Here is a 20,877-nt window from a genome sequence, read left to right as displayed (position 1 = left end):
TAGCGTGCAGTCTTCGACAGGCGGCATGGCGCCTGGCACCCTGATAGACAGGTTTTTGAATGTCGACCAAAGAACACCACCCCAGTGACCTGATCCGGGCCCGCGACCTCGAGGGCGTGGATGTCTGGACGCTGCCCAGCTTCGACCCCCAGCCTGCGCCCGAGCCTGAGCCCGAACCGGTCGAGGTGGAGGAAGAAGTCGAGGAAGTGCCGCTGGAGGAAGTCCAGCCGCTGACCCTCGAAGAGCTGGAAGCCATTCGCCAGGAAGCCTACAACGAAGGCTTCGCCACAGGTGAGCGTGATGGTTTTCACAGCACCCAGCTCAAAGTGCGCCAAGAGGCCGACGAGGCCCTGAAGGCCAAGCTGGCCAGCCTGGAAAAGCTGATGACCCATTTGATGGAGCCTATCGCCGAGCAGGACACCCAGATCGAGAGAACCCTGGTGCACCTGGTGTCGCACATGGCGCGCCAGGTGATCGGCCGGGAACTTACGAGCGATTCCAGCCAGATCACCCAGGTGCTGCGCGAAGCCCTCAAGCGCCTGCCCATGGGTGCCGACAACATCCGTATCCACTTGAACCCGCAGGATTTCGAACTGGCCAAGGCCTTGCGCGAGCGCCACGAAGAACAATGGCGCCTGCTCGAGGACAGCACCCTGCTTCCCGGTGGCTGCCGGATCGAGACCGCCCACAGCCGTATCGATGCGACCATGGAAACCCGCATCGAGAAGACCGTCGCGCAGTTGTTCGACCAGATGCACGACCATGCGCTGCACCCGGCAGCGCCGGATCTGAGCGTTGATCTGGACGCGCCGGTGGAGAACCCCGATGCGCCTTGACCGTACCAGCTTCGCCAAGCGCCTGGGCAGTTATGCCGAGGCCATCGAGGTGCCGGCGCAACCGGTGGTCGAGGGGCGACTGCTGCGCATGGTGGGCCTGACCCTGGAAGCCGAAGGGCTCAGGGCAGCCGTAGGTAGCCGCTGCCTGGTGGTCAACGACGACAGCTACCACCCGGTGCAGGTCGAGGCGGAGGTGATGGGGTTCTCCGGGTCGAAGGTGTTCCTCATGCCGGTTGGCAGCATTGTCGGCATCGCCCCCGGTGCCCGCGTGGTGCCGCTCGACGACGGTGGTCGGCTGCCCATGGGCATGAGCATGCTGGGCCGGGTGCTGGACGGCGCGGGCCGCGCACTGGACGGCAAGGGCGGCATGAAGGCCGAGGACTGGGTGCCGATGGACGGGCCGGTGATCAACCCGCTCAACCGCGACCCGATCAGCAAGCCGCTGGACGTGGGCATTCGCAGTATCAACGGCCTGCTCACCGTCGGGCGCGGTCAGCGCCTGGGCCTGTTCGCCGGTACCGGTGTGGGCAAGTCGGTGCTGCTAGGCATGATGACCCGCTTCACCGAAGCCGAAATCATCGTGGTCGGCCTGATTGGCGAACGGGGCCGCGAAGTGAAGGAATTCATCGAGCACATTCTTGGCGAGGAGGGGCTCAAGCGTTCCGTGGTGGTGGCTTCGCCCGCTGACGATGCGCCCCTGATGCGCTTGCGGGCCGCCATGTACTGCACCCGTATTGCCGAGTACTTTCGCGACAAGGGCAAGAACGTGCTGCTGTTGATGGATTCGCTGACCCGCTTTGCCCAGGCGCAGCGGGAAATTGCCCTGGCCATCGGTGAGCCGCCCGCCACGCGCGGCTATCCGCCTTCGGTGTTCGCCAAGCTGCCCAAGCTGGTGGAACGAGCTGGCAATGGTGAGCCGGGTGGCGGCTCGATCACGGCGTTTTATACGGTGCTGTCCGAGGGGGACGATCAGCAGGACCCGATCGCCGACTCGGCGCGGGGTGTGCTGGACGGCCACTTCGTGCTGTCGCGACGGCTGGCCGAGGAGGGCCATTACCCGGCAATCGACATCGAAGCGTCCATCAGCCGGGTGATGCCCCAGGTGGTCGACGCCGACCACCTTCGCCAGGCGCAGAAATTCAAGCAGCTCTGGTCTCGGCTGTCCCAGAGCCGTGACCTGATCAGCGTGGGTGCCTACGTGGCGGGTGGGGACCCCGAGACCGACCTTGCCATCGCGCTGCAGGCCAGGCTGGTGGAATTTCTGCGTCAAGGGCTGCGTGAAAACGTGAGCATGGCGCAAAGCCGCGACCAACTGGGGGCGATCTTCACGCCCCCGGCGGGCTGATAGGCCATGGCACTGCCCGGACGTGCGGCGCGCCTGGCTCCCGTGGTGGACATGGCCGAGGAAGCCGAGCGCAAGGCGGCCCAGCGTCTGGGCCATTTCCAGCAGCAGGTGGTCACGGCCCAGGCCAAGCTGACGGAACTGGAGCGCTTTCGCGAGGATTATCAACAACAGTGGCTTAACCGGGGTGGCCAGGGCGTCGACGGGAACTGGCTGGTCAACTACCAGCGCTTTCTCGGCCAGTTGGAAACGGCCATGACCCAACAGCGCCAGAGCCTCACCTGGCACCAGAACAACCTCGCCAACGCCCGCGACACCTGGCAGCAGGCGTATGCGCGGGTAGAGGGCCTGCGCAAGCTGGTGCAACGCTATATGGACGAGGCTCGGCGCGCCGAGGACAAGCGCGAGCAGCGCTTGCTCGACGAGTTGTCCCAGCGGCTGCCGCGCCAGGGGCCGTTGTAGCGGGTAAGCCTTTGGGCCGCACGGCGGCCCCAGCGATCTATGCTGAGCGCCTAAGATCCGCGGGGGCTAAGCGCCCAACACGGCCCTGCGCCATGCCTGTCAATCTACACCACTCCCGTCACCCGCTTGCCCCCTCGCCCCATGACTGCTACACCTTCATGGAGCCGCATCCGCCATCATCGAAGGAATCGCTAGCATGGCAGTGGAAACCGATGTCTCGCAGGACGGTAAAAAGCTGACGATCACGATCAAGGGACGTTTCGATTTCGGCAAGCACCAAGCCTTTCGCGAGGCCTACGAGCGCCAGCCAAGGCGCCCTGACGTGTTCATCGTCGACCTGCGGGAGGTGACCTACCTGGACAGCTCCGCATTGGGCATGCTCTTGCTGCTGCGCGATCATGCCGGCGGGGACGAGGCGGATGTACGGGTCGTCCATGCCAATTGCGATGTACGCAAGATCCTCGCCATTTCCAATTTCGACAAGCTCTTCGACATCAGTTGAGCACGCCGATGGCTGATGAGCTTGGGTTGACCGTGCTGGTGGCTGAAGATGGCGCGGCCGATCGCTTGCTGTTGGCACAGATCGTCAGACGCCAAGGGCATCAAGTGTTCACGGTGGAAAATGGCCAGCAAGCTGTGGACGTGTTCAAGGCTCGACGCCCGCAGCTGGTGCTGCTCGATGCGCTGATGCCGGTCATGGACGGCTTCGAGGCGGCGCGGCAGATCAAGGCCTTGGCTGGCGAGGCCCTGGTGCCCATCATTTTTCTCACGGCACTCAACGAAGAGCAGGCCCTGGTGCGTTGCCTGGAAGCCGGTGGCGATGATTTTCTGCCCAAGCCCTACAGCGCAGTCATCCTGGCAGCCAAGATTCGGGCCATGGACCGGCTGCGGCGGCTTCAGGCCACGGTGCTGGACCAGCGCGACCAGATAGCACGGCATCACCACCACTTGCTCAACGAACAGCGGGTGGCCAAAGCCGTGTTCGACAAGGTGGCCCATTCCGGCTGCCTGGATGCACCGAACATCCGCTTTTTACAATCGCCGTATGCGCTGTTCAACGGCGACCTGATGCTGGCCGCGCTCACGCCGTCCGGGGACATGCGCGTGCTGCTGGGGGATTTCACCGGGCACGGGCTGCCGGCTGCCGTGGGAGCCATGCCATTGGCTGAAGTGTTCTACGGCATGACGGCCAAGGGTTATGGCATGGCGCAAGTTTTGCGAGAGATGAATGCCAAGCTCAAGCGCATCCTGCCTGGCGACATGTTCTGCTGCGCACTGCTGGTCAACCTGAGCATGCAGCGCGGCGCAGTGGAGGTGTGGAATGGCGGCATGCCTGATGGCTTCGTGCTGGCTGCTGAGGGCCAGGTGGTGTCTGCGTTGAGTTCCCGGCACTTGCCGCTGGGGGTTCTGAGTGCCGAGCAATTTGACGACCAGACCGAAGTCTGGCCGCTGGCGCCGGGCGAGCGGCTGCTGTTGATGTCCGATGGGGTGCTGGAAACCGCCGACGATCAGGAGCGTTTGTTCGGGGAGCAACGCCTGCGGGCAGTACTGGCAGCCAATCGCGATCCCGCGCTGTTGTTCGATGAGCTGCTCGACGCGCTGCAACGCTTCGGTGGGCGGGCGCGTGACGATGTCAGCTTGTGTGACATACGCATGCTGGGTGCGCAGTTGCCGCAGCCCATGCCGATGTTGCCTCAGGACTTGGCCCGCTGTAGCGCCATAGACTGGTCGCTCAGTTTCGATGTGAGGGGCGAAAGTCTGCGCCGTTTCAACCCGGTGCCCTACCTGGTGCAGTTGTTGCAGGAAATACACGGCCTGCGTTCATCGGCCGGCACCCTCTACAGTGTGCTGAGCGAACTGTATTCCAATGCGCTTGAACATGGCGTGCTGGGGCTGGACTCTCGGCTCAAATGCGATGCGCCAGGCTTTGCCGATTACTATCAGGAGCGAGCCAGGCGTTTGCAGGTGATCGAGGAAGGTTACGTGCGCATCGATCTTGCAGTTGAACCGCTTGCCGCTGGTGGGCGTCTGAAAGTGGAGGTCAGGGACAGCGGCGATGGGTTCGACGTGCAGCAGGTGCTTGCGCAGCCGTTGCCAGAGCGAGGCCTCAGTGGCCGGGGACTGGCACTGGTCAGGCGCCTGTCTACGGTGGCGCGCTGGACAGAGGGCGGGCGCTGTGCGCACGTTGAGTTCATCTGGTGAGTCCGCGTCGGGCTCTGCCATAATCTGACTTGATCAAGGAGCGAACAAGTGGCTGACATGCATATCGACCACAAGGTACTCAGTGACCTGCGTGAAATCATGGAAGACGGCTATCTGCAGCTGGTGCAAACCTTCCTGGACGACTCTGAACGGCGCCTTGGCCAGCTTCACGCTGCCCGCAGCGCAGTTGAACTCGGCGCCGCCGCCCACAGTTTCAAAGGCAGCAGCAGCAACATGGGCGCCGTTGCGTTGGCAACCCTTTGCCAGGAACTTGAGGACAAGGCCCGCCATCCTCCGCTGCTGGGCATCGAAGACCTCATCAACCGTATTGATGTGGAGTTTGCCGAGGTGCAGCGCTTCTACCGGGCCGAACATCATCGTATATCGGCCGGTTAGCCCCATGCGCTTACCGCCTCTGTATTAGTTGGCGCGAGTTTTGCTGGGTAATACCCGTGATCATTTTGTTTATGGCGCGGAGAGTGCTCAATGCCTGTTGCATCCAACCCTTTGCTGCAAGCCAACATCAAGGCCGACGCATCCCGCTCTGCTAGCGCCACAGCCGCCAAACCCCAGCAGACACTGGGCGAGCAGGGCGATGGCTTCGGTCAGGTGATGGCCAAGCAGGGACGTGACAAGGTTGCCGGTGCTGCAGACAAGCCTGCTGCGAGCAAGGCCGCTGACAAGGCTGAGGGGACCTCAAGCGGCAAAAGCAAGCCCGCTGACAAGCGCGCCGTTGCCGATGACGGCAATGGCTCGCCAACCGAGCAAGCGACCCAGGCCGATACGGGTATGCGCGATGCCAGCCTGGTTGCCGGGCAGGTCACTGATGCGCAGCCTGGCGCCCAGTTGATCCAGGCCCAGGCCGAGGCAGTAGCGCCTGTCTTGCAGGCTGCCAATGATCAGCCGCCGTCCGAAGAAGCGCCGGACTTCGACCCTGCTGTCGATGCCCTGGCGAACCTGCCTACCCTGCGCCTGGCGCTGGAGCACAGTGCCCAGGCCAAGGGGGCAACCTCGGCCCATGCCGTAGACCCGGGTCAGCAGCAGGCTCAGGCTGCATCCGTCAATACCTTGGCGCAGGCGGGTCAAGGGGCCGAGGAAGCCTCCACCGACACCGGTGAAAAGGCCTTCGGCGCATTGCTCGAAGAAGGGTTGAAAGACACCAAGGGCGCCAGCAGCGATACCCGTATCGACGACTTCGCCAGCCGCCTGGCCAACCTCACCCAGGCCGCAACGGCCAAGACGGCCAACGCCGTGCCGGTTAACCCCAACCCGTTGCAGCAGCCGCTCTCGATGAACCAGAACGCCTGGACCGAGGGGCTGGTGAGCCGGGTCATGTACCTGTCCAGCCAGAACCTCAAGTCGGCCGATATCCAGCTCGAGCCCGCCGAGCTGGGGCGCTTGAACATCCGCGTCAATGTCGCCGCCGACCAGGCCACCCAGGTGACCTTCATCAGCGGCCACGTCGGTGTGCGCGATACGCTGGACAGCCAGGTGCACCGGCTGCGCGAACTCTTTGCCCAGCAGGGCCTGGCCCAGCCGGATGTCAATGTGGCCGACCAGTCGCGTGGTCAGCAGCAACACGGGCAGGCGGCGCAAGGGCAGGGGGGCAGTAGCCTGTCCGGCGTTGCTGCGCGTGCAGGGGAGGGGTCGGTCGACGCTGCCGAGCGAGAACGGCCTGTGGAGCAGCAGGTCGTGATCGGGGATAGCGCTGTGGATTACTACGCCTGAGGCACATGAAGGGCAGTGGCTGCTAAACAGCCCCGGTTTTTGTTCGCACGCTACTGCTGCTATCCCCGGCATGCCTTGACGCTCGCGTATTTGGCATAACACTTGCTCACCCCAAGCCATCTTCCCAGTTACTCCCGATGGACGACGGAATATTGGCATGGCGAATACCGAAGCAGTCAAAGACCCTGCCCCAAAAGGCAAACTCAAACTGATCCTCCTGGCCGTGGGTGGCCTGCTGGTGGCCGTAGGCATCTCCGTGGGCGCCACGTGGTTCATCATGCACAAGAGCGAGCCTGCCCCTGCTGAACAGGAAGGCGCCAGTACCACCAAGCCAGCGGCCATCTACGAAGCGCTCACGCCCGCGTTCGTGGTGAACTTCAACCAGAATGGTCGCCAGCGCTACATGCAGGTCAGCATCACCTTGCAGGGGCGCAATCAGGCTGACCTCGATGCCCTTAAAGTGCACATGCCAGTCATACGTAACAACCTGGTGATGATGTTCTCCGGGGTCGGCTTCGAGACCCTGGCCAGCAGCTCGGTCGGCCAGGAAATGCTGCGCCAGAAAGCGACCGTCGTGGTGCAGGAAGTCGCCCAGAAAGAAGTCGGCAAGCCTGTGATTGACCAGTTGCTGTTCACCAATTTCGTATTGCAGTAGGAGCACGCAATGGCCGTACAGGACCTGCTGTCCCAGGATGAGATCGATGCCCTGCTGCATGGCGTCGACGATGGCCTGGTGCAGACTGAAAGTGCATCCGAACCTGGCAGTATCAAAAGCTATGACCTGACCAGTCAGGACCGTATCGTCCGGGGCCGCATGCCGACCCTGGAGATGATCAACGAGCGATTTGCCCGTTACACCCGCATCAGCATGTTCAACTTGCTGCGCCGCTCGGCCGATGTGGCCGTGGGCGGCGTGCAGGTGATGAAGTTCGGTGAGTACGTGCATTCGCTGTACGTGCCCACCAGCCTCAACCTGGTCAAGATCAAGCCGCTGCGCGGCACCTCGCTGTTCATCCTCGACGCCAAGCTGGTGTTCAAGCTGGTGGACAACTTCTTCGGCGGGGACGGCCGGCACGCCAAGATCGAAGGCCGCGAGTTCACCCCGACCGAGTTGCGCGTAGTGCGCATGGTGCTGGACCAGTGCTTCATCGACCTCAAGGAGGCCTGGCAGGCGATCATGGAGGTGAACTTCGAGTACATGAACTCCGAGGTCAACCCGGCCATGGCCAACATCGTCGGCCCCAGCGAGGCGGTGGTGGTGTCCACGTTCCATATCGAGCTCGACGGCGGCGGGGGCGACCTGCACGTGACCATGCCGTACTCGATGATCGAGCCGGTACGTGAAATGCTCGACGCCGGCTTCCAGTCCGACCTGGACGACCAGGACGAACGCTGGGTCAAGGCGCTGCGTGAGGACGTGCTTGATGTCGCCGTGCCGGTGACGGCCACGGTAGCCAGGCGTCAGCTCAAACTGCGGGACATCCTGCACATGCAGCCCGGGGACGTCATCCCGGTCGAGCTGCCCGAGCACCTTGTGCTGCGCGCCAACGGCGTGCCGGCATTCAAGGCGCGCCTGGGCTCGCACAAGGGCAACCTGGCGCTGCAGATCATCGACCCGATCGAACGCCGCTGATGGCGGCCGCTCCCAACGAATTGAATGCCTGTCGAGGAAATCATGGCTAACGAAAACGAGATCACCTCTCCAGAGGACCAGGCGCTCGCCGATGAGTGGGCTGCTGCGCTGGAAGAAACCGGTGCGGCCGGCCAGGCCGACATCGATGCGCTGCTGGGCGATACCAGCCAGAATCAGGGGCCCGGTCGTCTGCCGATGGAAGAGTTCGCCAGCTCGCCCAAGCCCAATGCCAATGTCAGCCTCGAAGGCCCGAACCTGGATGTGATTCTCGACATCCCGGTGAGCATCTCGATGGAAGTGGGCAGCACCGAAATCAACATCCGCAACCTGCTGCAGCTCAACCAGGGTTCGGTGATCGAGCTGGACCGCCTGGCAGGCGAGCCCCTGGACGTGCTGGTCAATGGCACGCTGATCGCCCATGGCGAAGTGGTGGTGGTCAACGAGAAGTTCGGCATCCGCCTGACGGACGTGATCAGCCCCAGCGAACGCATCAAGAAGCTGCGTTGATGAAGGCCAGGGTGCGCGTCATCGCAGCGGCTGCCGCGGCACTGGCCAGCCAGGTATGCCTGGCCGCCGCCACGCCTGCCGCAACGCCGGCCAACCCGCCAGGAAGCCTGGGCGGGCAACTGGCCCAGATGGTCTTCGGCCTGCTGCTGGTGGTCGGGCTGATCTTCCTGCTCGCCTGGCTGCTGCGCCGGATGCAAGGCTCGGCGGTCAAGGGCAGTCAGGTGATCGACATCATCGGCAGCCGCGCCATCGGGCCGCGTGATCGCCTGCTGCTGGTGCAGGTGGGCAAGGAACAGATCCTCATTGGTCATACACCCGGCAGCATCGAAGCGTTGCATGTGCTGGCCGAGCCTGTGGATGTACCCCAGGGGGCTCGCCAGGCGACGCCTGAGTTCGCCCAGCGGCTGATGGAACTGATGGGCAAGGACCTTAAGGACAAGACCCGATGAGCGCAGCGCTGCGACTGTTGTTCACCTTGGCGCTGCTGTTGGCGGCGCCGTTGGCACTGGCTGCCGACCCGCTGTCGATTCCAGCCATCACCCTGTCCAACGGTACCGATGGGCAGCAGGAGTATTCGGTCAGCCTGCAGATCCTGTTGATCATGACGGCGCTGAGCTTCATTCCAGCGTTCGTCATCCTGATGACCAGCTTCACCCGGATCATCATCGTCTTTTCCATCCTGCGCCAGGCGCTGGGGCTGCAGCAGACGCCGTCGAACCAGATTCTGACCGGCATGGCGCTGTTCCTGACCCTGTTCATCATGGCGCCGGTGTTCGACCGCATCAACCAGACGGCCTTGCAGCCTTACCTGAACGAGCAGTTGACCGCACAGCAGGCCATCGACCGTGCGCAGGGCCCGCTCAAGGACTTCATGCTGGCCCAGACCCGGCAGAGCGATCTGGACCTGTTCATGCGCCTGTCCAAGCGCACCGACATCGCCAGCCCCGACCAGGTGCCGCTGAGTATCCTGGTGCCGTCCTTCGTCACCTCGGAACTCAAGACGGCCTTCCAGATCGGCTTCATGATCTTCATTCCGTTTCTGATCATCGACATGGTGGTGGCCAGCGTGCTCATGGCCATGGGCATGATGATGCTGTCGCCGCTGATCATCTCGTTGCCGTTCAAGATCATGCTGTTCGTGCTGGTCGATGGCTGGGCCTTGATCATGGGCACGCTGGCCAGCAGTTTCGGTGGTGTGTGACTTTGCCTGGGAGGGCCGTGCATGACGCCTGAAGTAGCCGTCGACCTGTTTCGCGACGCCCTGTGGCTGACCACGCTGATGGTCGCCGTGCTGGTGGTCCCCAGCCTGCTGGTGGGCCTGATCGTGGCCATGTTCCAGGCCGCCACCCAGATCAACGAGCAAACCCTGAGCTTTCTGCCGCGCCTGCTGGTGATGCTGATCACGCTGATCGTGGCCGGGCCTTGGCTGGTGCAGAAGTTCATGGAGTACATCACCACCCTGTACACCAACATCCCCCAGCTCATCGGTTGATGCGCCGATGCTTGAGCTGACCGACACGCAAATCGGCACATGGGTGGCCACCTTCATCCTGCCGCTGTTCAGGGTGACGGCGGTGCTGATGACCATGCCCATCTTCGGCACGCGCATGTTGCCGGCGCGGGTGCGCCTGTACGTTGCCGTGGCGATCACCGTGGTCATCGTACCGGCGCTCCCGCCACTGCCGCCGTTCGATCCGTTGAGCCTCAAAGGGGCGCTGCTGTGTGCCGAGCAGATCATCGTCGGCACTATGTTCGGTCTGGCGTTGCAGTTGCTTTTCCAGGCCTTCGTGATCGCCGGGCAGATCGTGGCGGTGCAGATGGGGATGGCATTCGCCTCGATGGTGGACCCTGGCAACGGGGTCAACGTGACGGTGATCAGTCAGTTCATGACCATGCTGGTGAGCGTGCTGTTTCTGCTGATGAACGGCCATCTGGTGGTGTTCGAAGTGCTGACCGAGAGCTTTACCACGCTCCCGGTGGGCAATGCCCTGGTGGTCACTCATTTTTGGGAGTTGGTGGGGCGCATGGCGTGGGTGTTCGGCGCCGGGCTGATATTGATCCTGCCGGTGATCGCAGCCTTGTTGGTCGTCAATATTGCCTTTGGCGTGATGACCCGTGCGGCGCCGCAGTTGAATATTTTTTCCATTGGTTTCCCGCTGACCTTGGTCATGGGCATGCTTATTTTCTGGATCGGCCTTGCCGATGTGTTGTCCCATTACCAGGCGTTGGCCAGCGAAACGCTGCTGTGGCTACGCGATTTGGCGAGGGCCGGTTGAATGGCGGAAAGCGAAAGCGGTCAGGACAAGACAGAGGAACCCACCGAGAAGCGCAAGCGCGATGCGCGGGAAAAAGGGGAGATCGCCCGCTCCAAGGAGCTGAACACTGTTTCGGTAACCCTGGCCGGTGCCGGTGGCGTGCTAGCCTTCGGCGGGTATCTGGCCGAGACCCTGCTGGAAATGATGCGCATGAATTTCAGCCTGACCCGCGAGATCATCGTCGATGAGCGGTCCATGGGGGCGTTCTTGCTCACCTCCGGCAAAATGGCCATCTGGGCCGTACAGCCGATTCTGATACTTCTATTCGTGATCTCTTTCGTTGCACCGATCGTACTGGGCGGTTTCGTCTTCTCCGGCAGCTTGCTGCAACCCAAATTCAGCCGAATGAACCCGCTTTCTGGCATCAAGCGCATGTTCTCGATGCATGCCCTGACCGAGTTGCTCAAGGCGCTGGCCAAGTTCTTCGTGATCCTGGTGGTGGCCGTGGCGGTGCTCGCCAGCGACCGTCAAGCCCTGCTGTCAATCGCCAACGAACCGCTGGAGCAGGCGATCATCCACAGCTTGCAAGTGGTGGGGTGGAGCGCGCTGTGGATGTCGGCCGGGCTGTTGCTGATCGCCGCCGCCGACGCCCCGTTCCAGCTGTGGCAAACCCACAAGAAAATGAAGATGACCAAGCAGGAAGTGCGCGACGAGTACAAGGACAGCGAGGGCAAGCCCGAGGTCAAGCAGCGTATCCGCCAGTTGCAACGCGAGGTGTCGCAGCGGCGAATGATGGCGGCTGTGCCCCAGGCCGATGTGATCATCACCAACCCGACCCACTACGCCGTCGCCCTGCAGTACGATCCGGAGAACGGGAATTCGGCCCCCTTGCTGTTGGCCAAGGGTAGCGACTTCATGGCTTTGAAGATTCGCGAGATCGGCGCTGAGCACAAGATCCAGATTCTCGAATCCGCCGCCTTGGCTCGGGCGATCTACTACTCCACCGAGGTGGAGCATGAAATTCCTGCCGGCCTGTACCTGGCGGTGGCTCAGGTGTTGGCGTACGTCTTCCAGATCCGTCAGTACCACGCAGGCAAGGGCAAGCGGCCAGATCCGCTGAAGACTGACTTGCCCATTCCGTCGGATCTACAGCGAGATGCATAAACGCGAGGCTTGTCCGTTGGGCTTGAATAAACATGCATCGGATTGAGTTCAAGTAAAGACGTTGCGTTGTCCGAAGCTTCTGAGCTTTCGTGAAGGTGAAGCTGAGCTTAAAAGCGCTTTCTTCCGGTTCGGATCAAGCGGCGACGTCTCGTGCGGCATGCTGAGCTATGGCCAATTACTTTGCCTTCAGTGTAAGTTCTCGATGGGCTCGCCGCTTTGAGCACTGCTTTCTAAAGTCTGTAGGATGGTTTCAAGCGGATGGCCTGGCCGAACGATAACCGGTGAATGCTGAAAAGAATAGGCGGAATACTCCATGAGTATTTGGAATATTTATTCACCGCGTGCACTCACTAGGCTTCTCGTAAAAATTCCAGTGTGCACGCGGCGAAACCCCGGCTGAGATACGAAGACGAAGAGCGGTTTTAGCTTATCATTGCAAAGTGCCGGCAATCTTTACACCCTCTTTGCGGGGGTGAGGTTGTTGAGGTAAAGGATGAGATTGTCAAGGGACCAGCCATGTGACATACACGCCTTAGGGAATAAACTGTGGCTGGTTAACCCTGGGAGCGTGTTTAGTTCGATGAGATAGGGTAGATCATTATTTATGATGATGTCTGCCCTGAAATAATCAAGACCTATGGCTTGTGCTATTATTTTGCAGTCTCTTCTGAGCTTGTTTTGGGTGGCGCTCTTTAGATGAATGAGTGAGGCAGTAGTATGCGAGGAGGAGAATTTCGCTTCATAGGAAAAAAAGGGTGTTTCAAAGTCGAGCTTAAACGATGGCAATAATTCGCCTGCGAGGAAGCTGACAGAAAGTTCAGGGCCGGGTATATACTCTTCAGCTACGACGCCCGCTTTAAAACTCAATGCATGTTGCCTCGCTTCATGAAATACGTCAGGCTCGTTTTCGACCAGCGAAACTCCAAAACTACAACCCTCTCTTATAGGTTTTACTACCATATGCGTTCCGATTTTGTTTGTAACGTCCTGAAACGAGAGGGAGGTATCAGATAAATCAAGATAGTTTGGAACGTTGATGTCCAGTCCTTTGGCGATAAGCTTTGTCAGGATCTTGTCCATGCAAATAGCGCTTGCAGTCGGCGATGGACCGTTGTAGGAGATACCTTGAGAATCTAAGTAGGATTGTGCTTGACCATCCTCGCCGAAACCCCCGTGCAGTGCTAGAAAGACCCGCGTGAACGCTGTGAGATCTAATTGATACAGATCATTGATGCGCGTTATGTTGAAGACACAATGGGGAATGTGTTGTTTTGACAGTGATCGAGACACCGTTGCAGCGGTTTGCTCAGCAACTTCGCGCTCGGATGAATTGCCACCTGTAATAATTGCAATATTTTCGCACATTTTTATGGGTGCTCCCGGGTCAAGTTGTTCAAGAGTTTCAAAGTTGAGGCAATGCGTTCTGCGCCGACCTGCAGTTCGTCGATATCGATATCGGATGCGTAAGAGATTCGAAGCGCGCATTCCGCGCGCGCTTTAGAGTGACCAATCCCTGTGATAACGTGCGACGGGGATAAATTATGTGTATTGCATGCCGATCCAGAGGATATGCAGACGCTAGAAAGACAGTTTATGAGTGTTTCTGAGCGTACTCCAGGTATCGAAAGGTTCAGGATGTGAGGTGTAGAACGTGTTAGGGGTGAGTTGAGCTGGTAGTGGATCCCCTGCTGAGTGAGGATATTTAGTATCAGACGTCTTCTTAACATTGCGGACTTCCAAGCTGCACGTAAATTCTTCTCCGCGATCAGTTTCGCCGCTACTCCGAATCCCACGATCAACGGGGTAGGAAGTGTGCCGCTGCGCAGTTCAGATTGTGCACCTCCAAACGTGATTGGCCGAAGTCTATGCATTGATCTTGACGAAGTATAGAGTGCCCCTATTCCCTTAGGTCCTCCAATTTTATGAGCGGAGAAAGACGCGCAGTCGATTCCATACTTTCTCACATCTATGGGTAGGCGACCCAGTGCTTGGGAAGCGTCAACATGGAGAATGGCTTTGCTGTTAGCTATCGCGCTACGGATATTTGCGAGGTTTTGATAAGTCCCAATTTCAGAATTTACGTACGACAGGGAAATGAGGCTTGTAGAAGAGTCTATGAGATGGCGCAGGTGGTTGATATCGATTCTACCGTGGCTGTCTACCTTCATTCTTCTGACTTCGATGCTGCGAGTTTTTACCTCATCGGCTGAAGCTAATATGGACTTATGATCTATGGGGCTGATAATTATATTGCTGCCGGGTTCAGCGCAGCCTAAAATCACCAAGTTGTTGCTTTCAGTGGCGCCGGCGGTATAAGTGATTTCGCTCATTGAGCAGTTGATTAATCTGGCTAATAGTCGGGTGGCCTCATGAATAGCGATTTTCGCGCGTCTGCCCATAATATGGTTGGACGAGGCGTTGCCGTAATTGCTAACGCTGCAGGACATCATCGCTGTAATCACGTCATGGGCGCAGGGCATGGACGCGGCTGCGTCGAGATAAATAATCTGATTATTGTTCATTTATATCATCCGCGGTCGAGTATATTACCATGTGAACGCCGCGCGTATAGATTTCTGCACTCGTGGTCTCGCCAGCGCCTCCAAGATCAGCGACTAATACTTTCATTGGATCTAGGTTATATAGGCTTAATGCGATTTCTACACCTTTTCGGATAGGGTTGTGACATTCGCTGGGTGCGAGTAGCACAAGCAGGCGAGCTCCACCTCGGTAAGCTTCAGAAATCATTTCCGTGATTTCACCTGCGCATGCTGTCATGCCGCAGGACACTAGCGGCATCTCATGGCCTGTTGAGTCGATGTAGGAAATTTCAGACATTTCCGGTTTGTCAGGTAGGGATCGACTCTGGAGCTTTCCCTGCTTCACTAGGCGAGTGGCCTCGTTCTGAAAACGATTCTTTAACCATGTTTCGGGGAAACATAAACAATGCTTTCGACTTGCGGCTATGTTCTGAATTGCGGTGAGCGAACTCCGCTTGAGCCTGGTAGCGTATGTTTTGGGAGGAAGATTGAACGAGGAATAAAAATTCGCTCTTAAGTGCTTGGAAGCATGGAGTGGTGGTGTATATTGCCAGTCATTTATCAGTAAAATTAAATGTGCTGTTAAGCCAGTAGCTCTCATGTAGCTATCTGAAATTGTTATGCCTAGATCCCATGAATAGGACGGGAAAATGCCTACTCGGTCCTTGATGATTGATCTCAGCGGCTCGTCAGCAATATCTTCAAATATTCCGGGTACGAGTTTATTGCTGCTTTTGTCATAAAAGAGCATGAAATGGCCACACATGATGTGCAGACTTTTAGAGTTGGCTGTTTGATAGAATTTGAATATTTCCGCAAGGAGTTCGTCTTCGGAAAAAACGTAGCGATCTTGCGTGTGGATGGTGTTCATCACTGATTCGCCTTTTGCAAGTTTATGATAAACGATCGAAAAACGCGTGTTGCAGATCCTCAATGAGATCATTCGGGTGTTCAAGGCCAATATAAATACGAATACAAGCATCGGTTATATTCATTCGTGCCGCCGAGGGGTTGTTGTCTATGTCTATCGGAGTTACAAGGCTGACGGTTCCTCCCCATCCATAACCAATTTTTATTATGCTCAATTGGTCAAGCTTCCGTAGGAGCACCGGTTTGGTAAATGCCAATTGCACAGTCACTAGGCTGTTGTGCCCTTCGATGGAATATCTAGCCAGTTCAGGTTCTGAGTGCTGTACCGATGGATGTAATATCCTGATGACTTTCGGCTGCCTTTCGAGATATCTTATAACGGCGACGGTAGACATCTGTTGAATCTGGAGTCGCGCCCCAAGCGTACTTATCGAGCGGAGGGCGGCGGCGCAGGCGTATGAGCTCACATGGTTCCCTACCAGTGCCGAAGCTTGCTTCAAGATTTTGAAAATTTCAGGGTTTAGAGTGACGAGCGCGCCGAGCGATACCCCTTCCACTGCGGCATGTGATTTACTCAGGGATAAAATGCAGAGGTCAGCATTCATGACCAGAGGGAATGAATGCGTTGACGCAGACCACGTATTATCCACGGCCATTAACGCTGGATGGTGTTTGCAGGCCTCAATAATTGCGGCTGAATCAATTAGTTCGTATGTATAAGAACCTGGCGTCTCCCAAATAACAAGACGGGTTCTGCTTGTAAGTTTTTTATCCAATACACGCGCTTGACACGGCTCAAAGTATTCAATTTCTACACCTTTTTGTTGAAAGTGCTCAAGAAGCCAACGTGTCGTGTAAATCACCGTGTCGCCCACCAAAATATGATCGCCAGGCCTTGTTAGCGCAAGTAGTAAGAGATGTAATGCACTCTGCCCAGAGGGAGCGAGTACGGAATAATTACCTTTTTCCATCAGTGCAATCTGTTGAGCCGCTTTGCGAGTCGTAGGAGTATCGATACCTCCATAGTAAAGCCCTTCAACCGGCGAGTCGCTGCTACACTGCAAGCTATTGGCGTTGATAGGCATGAGCGAATCTACGGTATTGGTAACGTAGGTGGTACAGTCCATGGAGGGTGTTTGGAGCGAATGAACTTTGCCTACAGGGAATATTCCAACGTGGGCGAAATACGTCGAGCTATTAATTTTCATTCAAGGCCTCGAACGTGTCTAAGTGCTTAATAATCGCAGCTACGTCGGCTAGCTGCGGGGGGGCAACGCCGCTGAGTGGGTAAAGCAGGGATGCTTCGCCGAACCTATGAAAGAGATCAAGAAGCTCTCCCGTTGGTGTGCCCCACTGCAAATAGTCGTACTTCTCACTTTCGGGGCAGCTTTTCAATGGATGTTGAACAGCCCAATTGATACTCAAAGCGATTGGCTGCCCGATTGTTCGTTTAAGCGTACTAAGTGCCTGCAACAGATGTTCACGGCTGGATTGGCTTTCCCCTAGGCCAAATAACAGTGCGCAGCCACAGGAGATTTTCTGATTGATTAGTATCTTCAGTACTTCATGAAATCGCTCTTCCCAGGAAGAATGGGCACCTCCGATATCTTTACTCATTCCGCCAATTGCATCAGGTTCCAATGTCTCTAACCCCAAGAAGACATAGCGAAGTCCGTTGTTCGAAAGTCGTTCGATTAGCGTGCGGCGCTCAATGATTAAATCGATTGTAAACTGCCCTCCAAATATAAGATCCAGAGGGTTTAGTTCCATGAGTTCACACAGGGCATTGATTTGGGTAGGGCTGCCGTTTAGGAATATAGAGTCTTCAACGAATGCACTTGCTTTGCGTCCGCGCGGATCATTTTGGCTAGCTAAGAGGGTTTTCTGAAACTGCTTATATATTCTCAATGGTGCGCCCGCGGCATCGTAAATGCCGCCTGCAACGCTTCGACGCTCACTACAGAACGAACAGTCGTAGAAACAACCCCTTCCGGTATAGCTGAAAGCGTGAGACGTTAGGCGATTTCCAAATACACCAAATGAGCTTTTAACTCCAAAGATTTCGATTGCTGATGGCAGTCGATTTTGGTCCAGTCGCACGCCCCGGCTCACTTGCGTCATGCCAATTTTCGGAAAATCGACGATCCACAATCCTGGAATATCAACGCTTAAAAGACCTGCAATTGTTTCGATGCTGAGCCTATCTGCCCGCGCCAGTGCTTCCCCAATAGCACTGATAATAATTTCAGCTTCCCCTGAGATAACTATATCGAAGAGTGGAGGGATCTTGTGCTCTCTGATCAGCCGGCCCGGAGAAGCTTTGTGATGTTTGACATCACATGGATTTCTCTTTCTTTCGTTGTCTAAATAGAGCGTCTCATTCACATGGCGTCCGCCTAGGATTATGACGGGGCCATCACCTAAAAGCTTCCGAACTAGTTGAGCGCAGTGCACCGCCCCCGGCATGCACAGCGTCATAGCTCCAATCAGGACTAGATTGGGTTTTTGCGTGAGCAGGAGCGTTTCAAACGCGGGCATGTCGTCTAAAGAGTACATGAGCATGAAGCAATCTCTTGCTTCGTAGCATCCCTTTGCCCAAGTGCTGTCTGCCCAAGCACTTCCTTCAATCTGAGCGAGATACGCAGCATGCCTGCAGGCGTTAAAGAGGCTCACAGGATCGCAACTGTTCAAAGCCCCGCTGGATTTTGCGCCCGTGAGGCACTCCGGAGCCGAAACCGCGACGGCTCGGATCTGGCGGTTGTAGCCCTGGCCTAAATGATGGGTGAGAGAGCCGCTATAAGCGAAGCCATGCTGAGTAGAGGAAGGCATAGGGCGTCCATTTCTTCAGGAAGGGCGTCCATGCCATTGCTATCACTTTTGGATATTGGATACAGTAGCCGAACAGAAGCTTGGTGGAAGACTTAAAATGAAACAAAATGTTATTGCGCTAATCTTTGGTGGCAAAAGTGCTGAGCACGCCGTCTCCCTTATGTCTGCTCGCAGCCTGTACGAAGCCTTGACTTCATCGGGTTACCGGGTTCATTGCGTAGGAATCGACACCGCCGGTGTCTGGCATTACCAAGGCCAGCCGCGCGAATTTCCTGACCAAGTCGACACTGCCGCACCTGTCCTGACGCTTCAGCCAGGTAGGCCGGTATTGATTTATTCAGACGCCGGATCCGCTTTGAAGGAGATTGCTATTGACCTGATGTTTCCCGCCCTTCATGGGCGGTATGGGGAAGACGGTGCGATACAAGGGCTGGGTGCAATGTGTGGCATTCCGTGCGTAGGTTCTGGAATACTCGGCTCTGCCGTGGCCATTGATAAAGACATGACCAAGCGACTCGTGAGTGCGGCGGGAATCAAGGTTGCCCCTTGGGTTGCAGGTCATGAGATGTTGCCTTGGAGGTATCTTGTAGAGTCACTAGGCGGGGAAGTGCTGTACGTGAAACCTGCTGCCTGTGGATCTTCCATTGGTGTGGCACGGGTCACATGCGAGGCAGAATACCTTGAAGCTTACGCGGCAGCTCAGCGCCTCGATCCCAAGGTGATCGTTGAAAAGGAAATCAAAGGGAGAGAAATTGAGTGCGGAATTCTGGAGAGCGATGGGCGAACCGTAGCATCACCGCCGGGTGAAATTCTACCCGCCAGCGGATACGATTTTTATAATTATGATGCTAAGTACTCTACCCATCAGCCCTCAACACTTCTTGTGCCTAGTCCCGTCTCATCTACTTTGTCTGCGCGTATCCAAAGCCTGTCTCTTGAAGTGTTTAGGTGTTTGGGACTTCAAGGGCTGGCCAGGATTGATTTTTTCCTTCTGGATGATGAAGTCATTCTGAATGAAGTGAACACTTTGCCCGGTTTTACAGGTGCCAGCATGTACCCCAAGATGTTTGAAGCCGCAGGGTTTTCACTTGCTTCCATTGCAGATGAGCTGGTCAAGACAGTGGTACTAGGGCCTTCGCCGCAGCCGTGATTATTGGCGGGATGTGACTTCTACTTACGTCTCAAGAATTTTACGATCTCATCTCTCCCTGCTTCCAGGTGAAGGCGTAGAATCCGTTTTGCTAGCTCACGGTCACCTGCACGGCAAGCCGCGAGAATAGCAATATGATCGTCCTGAGATTTCTGATGATAATCCAAGTTGGTCAGTAAAAAACGGAGGTGTCTGTCGACTGCTCGATGAAGCGATTTGATAAGTGCCAGCAAGCGAGGACGACTTGATCGTGCATAAAGAAAATAGTGAAATTGCTCGTTTAGCTCACCTAGCGCGTGTTGGTTTCGAGCCGTGTTGATTGCATGGATACGCTGTTCCATCTCCACAATGTCTTCATTCGAAATGTCACTAAAACCCAAGTCCAAAGCTGTCGTTTCTGCCATGATGCGCATGTCATAAATCTCCACGACATCGTCAATCGTCATGATAGATACAAACGCACCTTTATGGGGTTCGGAGGTAACAAGCCCTTCCGCTTCAAGCTGTCTGATCGCATCGCGAACAGGCATGCGACTTACACCGAATTTAGCCGCTAACTCATCTTGGCGTAGTGGCGTTCCTTCTGGAATCATGCCCGAGAGAATTCCGTTGCGAATTGAGTCAGCGACAAACGCCATGGCGGTTTTTTGCTGATAACCTGTTGGCACGATAAAGCTGTCGGGAAGCGGAGGCACACTCATCTCCAGGGGCGTTTACGAGGCTGCCGAAGGTAGCATATCGCTGCTATCCCAGCCATACAGCCTGACGGCTTTGCACAGAGCCTCGAAGTGACTGAATGCAGGGTAGGTGCAGATAAGCTCTCCATGTCGCTGATGCTCTTTACCGTTAGCTTTTACATTTTGTGCGTCGGAAATGGCGACAATCCGCATCCAGTAGCGTGATTGAGTGAAGCGGGTGCAGTGGTTGCCCCGAGTCGCCTCTGTGCTCGCCGCACATCTAGGATTGAGATCCGGGTTTGTCGCCTTGTATGAGAGGCCTTTGTCTCCAGTCGACAGGGGGGCTAATTAGTTATCGATGCTCTATTAAAGACGTTTCGTGCGATTTCAACTCAGCCTGGGCTATCTGATTGCAGCGGTCCTACCACAACCGCTTGGCTCGAATGAGTTTCTGACGGCATCCGCGCCTGAACCGCCACGCTGGCACCGGCTCATTTTTCGTTCCGACGTCGTCTCAGGATTTCTCATGCAGAGCCTTGGTACTGTGATGAATCCGCAACGTGGGTCGCCGTTCAACGCCAGTGCGTGGCGGCTGCATTTTATTCAACCACCGCCTTCAAAGTTGGAAAGCTTTTTGCAGAGCCACGCCCAAGCGCTGCTCTGGCGTCAAAGTTTTGCAAGA

At 57.0% G+C, this 20,877-nt stretch carries 22 protein-coding genes; 16 read left to right on the top strand and 6 right to left on the bottom strand.

The features are described 5' to 3' along the window. Nucleotides 1-59 precede the first annotated feature (59 nt). The 15 genes from fliH to flhB all read left to right on the top strand — a co-directional run bounded on the left by fliH (nt 60) and on the right by flhB (nt 12,129). Nucleotides 60-836 carry a flagellar assembly protein FliH gene (fliH, locus tag FS767_RS06580; protein WP_144964631.1) on the top strand — a complete coding sequence of 259 codons (777 nt, stop codon included), beginning with the start codon at nt 60-62 and terminating at the stop codon, nt 834-836. Further along, entirely contained in the window at nt 826-2,181 is a 1,356-nt protein-coding gene (fliI, locus tag FS767_RS06575; protein WP_058606068.1) for a flagellar protein export ATPase FliI, read from the top strand. The genes fliH and fliI overlap by 11 nt, the downstream gene beginning before the upstream one ends. A 6-nt stretch (nt 2,182-2,187) precedes the next feature. Continuing rightward, nucleotides 2,188-2,640 (top strand): flagellar export protein FliJ, encoded by a 453-nt coding sequence (gene fliJ / locus FS767_RS06570; protein ID WP_058606069.1) that lies wholly within the window; start codon nt 2,188-2,190, stop codon nt 2,638-2,640. Between the two features lie 196 nt (nt 2,641-2,836). Further along, complete coding sequence (locus FS767_RS06565; protein ID WP_144964630.1) at nt 2,837-3,142, top strand: STAS domain-containing protein; 306 nt, start codon at nt 2,837-2,839, stop codon at nt 3,140-3,142. Between the two features lie 8 nt (nt 3,143-3,150). After that, on the top strand, nt 3,151-4,842 hold the full coding sequence (locus tag FS767_RS06560) for a fused response regulator/phosphatase (protein ID WP_144964629.1): 1,692 nt from the start codon (nt 3,151-3,153) through the stop codon (nt 4,840-4,842). Between the two features lie 48 nt (nt 4,843-4,890). Then, nucleotides 4,891-5,238 carry an Hpt domain-containing protein gene (locus FS767_RS06555; protein ID WP_058606072.1) on the top strand — a complete coding sequence of 116 codons (348 nt, stop codon included), beginning with the start codon at nt 4,891-4,893 and terminating at the stop codon, nt 5,236-5,238. Nucleotides 5,239-5,328: 90 nt separating this feature from the next. Further along, a complete protein-coding gene (locus FS767_RS06550) occupies nt 5,329-6,570 on the top strand; it encodes a flagellar hook-length control protein FliK (RefSeq protein WP_144964628.1) in 1,242 nt (413 codons plus the stop codon). Between the two features lie 157 nt (nt 6,571-6,727). Next, nucleotides 6,728-7,225: a flagellar basal body-associated protein FliL gene (gene fliL / locus FS767_RS06545; protein ID WP_058606074.1), complete on the top strand. Its 498-nt coding sequence runs from the start codon at nt 6,728-6,730 to the stop codon at nt 7,223-7,225. Between the two features lie 9 nt (nt 7,226-7,234). After that, entirely contained in the window at nt 7,235-8,203 is a 969-nt protein-coding gene (gene fliM, locus FS767_RS06540; RefSeq protein WP_023533965.1) for a flagellar motor switch protein FliM, read from the top strand. Between the two features lie 42 nt (nt 8,204-8,245). Next, a complete protein-coding gene (gene fliN / locus FS767_RS06535) occupies nt 8,246-8,710 on the top strand; it encodes a flagellar motor switch protein FliN (RefSeq protein WP_023533974.1) in 465 nt (154 codons plus the stop codon). After that, a complete protein-coding gene (gene fliO / locus FS767_RS06530; RefSeq protein WP_144964627.1) occupies nt 8,710-9,159 on the top strand; it encodes a flagellar biosynthetic protein FliO in 450 nt (149 codons plus the stop codon). The genes fliN and fliO overlap by 1 nt, the downstream gene beginning before the upstream one ends. Next, entirely contained in the window at nt 9,156-9,911 is a 756-nt protein-coding gene (fliP, locus tag FS767_RS06525; protein WP_023533994.1) for a flagellar type III secretion system pore protein FliP, read from the top strand. The genes fliO and fliP overlap by 4 nt, the downstream gene beginning before the upstream one ends. 21 nt (nt 9,912-9,932) lie before the next feature. After that, a complete protein-coding gene (fliQ, locus tag FS767_RS06520) occupies nt 9,933-10,202 on the top strand; it encodes a flagellar biosynthesis protein FliQ (protein ID WP_023533926.1) in 270 nt (89 codons plus the stop codon). Between the two features lie 7 nt (nt 10,203-10,209). Further along, a complete protein-coding gene (gene fliR, locus FS767_RS06515) occupies nt 10,210-10,986 on the top strand; it encodes a flagellar biosynthetic protein FliR (RefSeq protein ID WP_058606076.1) in 777 nt (258 codons plus the stop codon). After that, nucleotides 10,987-12,129: a flagellar biosynthesis protein FlhB gene (flhB, locus tag FS767_RS06510; RefSeq protein ID WP_144964626.1), complete on the top strand. Its 1,143-nt coding sequence runs from the start codon at nt 10,987-10,989 to the stop codon at nt 12,127-12,129. A gap of 453 nt (nt 12,130-12,582) precedes the next feature. Here the strand turns inward: flhB and FS767_RS06505 are convergent, their stop codons facing one another. Genes FS767_RS06505 through FS767_RS06485 form a run of 5 tightly spaced genes read right to left on the bottom strand, consistent with a single transcriptional unit; the run spans nt 12,583 to nt 18,368 of the window. Further along, nucleotides 12,583-13,494: an ATP-grasp domain-containing protein gene (locus FS767_RS06505; RefSeq protein ID WP_144964625.1), complete on the bottom strand. Its 912-nt coding sequence runs from the start codon at nt 13,492-13,494 to the stop codon at nt 12,583-12,585. Between the two features lie 2 nt (nt 13,495-13,496). Continuing rightward, a complete protein-coding gene (locus FS767_RS06500) occupies nt 13,497-14,651 on the bottom strand; it encodes a cysteine desulfurase family protein (RefSeq protein ID WP_144964624.1) in 1,155 nt (384 codons plus the stop codon). Then, complete coding sequence (locus FS767_RS06495) at nt 14,641-15,540, bottom strand: hypothetical protein (RefSeq protein ID WP_144964623.1); 900 nt, start codon at nt 15,538-15,540, stop codon at nt 14,641-14,643. Before FS767_RS06495 ends, FS767_RS06500 begins: the two co-directional genes overlap by 11 nt. 22 nt (nt 15,541-15,562) lie before the next feature. Beyond that, nucleotides 15,563-16,747 carry a PLP-dependent transferase gene (locus tag FS767_RS06490; protein WP_144964622.1) on the bottom strand — a complete coding sequence of 395 codons (1,185 nt, stop codon included), beginning with the start codon at nt 16,745-16,747 and terminating at the stop codon, nt 15,563-15,565. After that, entirely contained in the window at nt 16,737-18,368 is a 1,632-nt protein-coding gene (locus FS767_RS06485; RefSeq protein ID WP_144964621.1) for a B12-binding domain/radical SAM domain-containing protein, read from the bottom strand. The genes FS767_RS06490 and FS767_RS06485 overlap by 11 nt, the downstream gene beginning before the upstream one ends. A gap of 97 nt (nt 18,369-18,465) precedes the next feature. On the opposite strand from FS767_RS06485, the gene FS767_RS06480 reads away from it, so the two are divergent. Further along, entirely contained in the window at nt 18,466-19,518 is a 1,053-nt protein-coding gene (locus FS767_RS06480) for a D-alanine--D-alanine ligase family protein (RefSeq protein ID WP_144964620.1), read from the top strand. A 20-nt stretch (nt 19,519-19,538) separates the two neighbouring features. Here FS767_RS06480 and FS767_RS06475 read toward each other — a convergent pair whose 3' ends face one another. Further along, nucleotides 19,539-20,156: a GntR family transcriptional regulator gene (locus tag FS767_RS06475; protein ID WP_371921576.1), complete on the bottom strand. Its 618-nt coding sequence runs from the start codon at nt 20,154-20,156 to the stop codon at nt 19,539-19,541. Between the last annotated feature and the right edge of the window lie 721 nt (nt 20,157-20,877).

It is taken from the genome of Pseudomonas sp. DE0010 (assembly GCF_007680745.1).
Taxonomy (GTDB): domain Bacteria; phylum Pseudomonadota; class Gammaproteobacteria; order Pseudomonadales; family Pseudomonadaceae; genus Aquipseudomonas; species Aquipseudomonas parafulva_B.
Note: the sequence above shows the minus strand (reverse complement) of the source record. Positions and strands in the feature narration are given on the sequence as shown.

Coding starts and splice junctions, on each gene's coding strand:
- fliH (WP_144964631.1), top strand. CDS start 60: ATGTCGACCAAAGAACACCACCCCAGTGACCTGATCCGGGCCCGCGAC.
- fliI (WP_058606068.1), top strand. CDS start 826: ATGCGCCTTGACCGTACCAGCTTCGCCAAGCGCCTGGGCAGTTATGCC.
- fliJ (WP_058606069.1), top strand. CDS start 2,188: ATGGCACTGCCCGGACGTGCGGCGCGCCTGGCTCCCGTGGTGGACATG.
- FS767_RS06565 (WP_144964630.1), top strand. CDS start 2,837: ATGGCAGTGGAAACCGATGTCTCGCAGGACGGTAAAAAGCTGACGATC.
- FS767_RS06560 (WP_144964629.1), top strand. CDS start 3,151: ATGGCTGATGAGCTTGGGTTGACCGTGCTGGTGGCTGAAGATGGCGCG.
- FS767_RS06550 (WP_144964628.1), top strand. CDS start 5,329: ATGCCTGTTGCATCCAACCCTTTGCTGCAAGCCAACATCAAGGCCGAC.
- fliL (WP_058606074.1), top strand. CDS start 6,728: ATGGCGAATACCGAAGCAGTCAAAGACCCTGCCCCAAAAGGCAAACTC.
- fliM (WP_023533965.1), top strand. CDS start 7,235: ATGGCCGTACAGGACCTGCTGTCCCAGGATGAGATCGATGCCCTGCTG.
- fliN (WP_023533974.1), top strand. CDS start 8,246: ATGGCTAACGAAAACGAGATCACCTCTCCAGAGGACCAGGCGCTCGCC.
- fliO (WP_144964627.1), top strand. CDS start 8,710: ATGAAGGCCAGGGTGCGCGTCATCGCAGCGGCTGCCGCGGCACTGGCC.
- fliP (WP_023533994.1), top strand. CDS start 9,156: ATGAGCGCAGCGCTGCGACTGTTGTTCACCTTGGCGCTGCTGTTGGCG.
- fliQ (WP_023533926.1), top strand. CDS start 9,933: ATGACGCCTGAAGTAGCCGTCGACCTGTTTCGCGACGCCCTGTGGCTG.
- fliR (WP_058606076.1), top strand. CDS start 10,210: ATGCTTGAGCTGACCGACACGCAAATCGGCACATGGGTGGCCACCTTC.
- flhB (WP_144964626.1), top strand. CDS start 10,987: ATGGCGGAAAGCGAAAGCGGTCAGGACAAGACAGAGGAACCCACCGAG.
- FS767_RS06505 (WP_144964625.1), bottom strand. CDS start 13,494: ATGTGCGAAAATATTGCAATTATTACAGGTGGCAATTCATCCGAGCGC.
- FS767_RS06500 (WP_144964624.1), bottom strand. CDS start 14,651: ATGAACAATAATCAGATTATTTATCTCGACGCAGCCGCGTCCATGCCC.
- FS767_RS06495 (WP_144964623.1), bottom strand. CDS start 15,540: ATGAACACCATCCACACGCAAGATCGCTACGTTTTTTCCGAAGACGAA.
- FS767_RS06490 (WP_144964622.1), bottom strand. CDS start 16,747: ATGAAAATTAATAGCTCGACGTATTTCGCCCACGTTGGAATATTCCCT.
- FS767_RS06485 (WP_144964621.1), bottom strand. CDS start 18,368: ATGCCTTCCTCTACTCAGCATGGCTTCGCTTATAGCGGCTCTCTCACC.
- FS767_RS06480 (WP_144964620.1), top strand. CDS start 18,466: ATGAAACAAAATGTTATTGCGCTAATCTTTGGTGGCAAAAGTGCTGAG.
- FS767_RS06475 (WP_371921576.1), bottom strand. CDS start 20,156: ATGGCGTTTGTCGCTGACTCAATTCGCAACGGAATTCTCTCGGGCATG.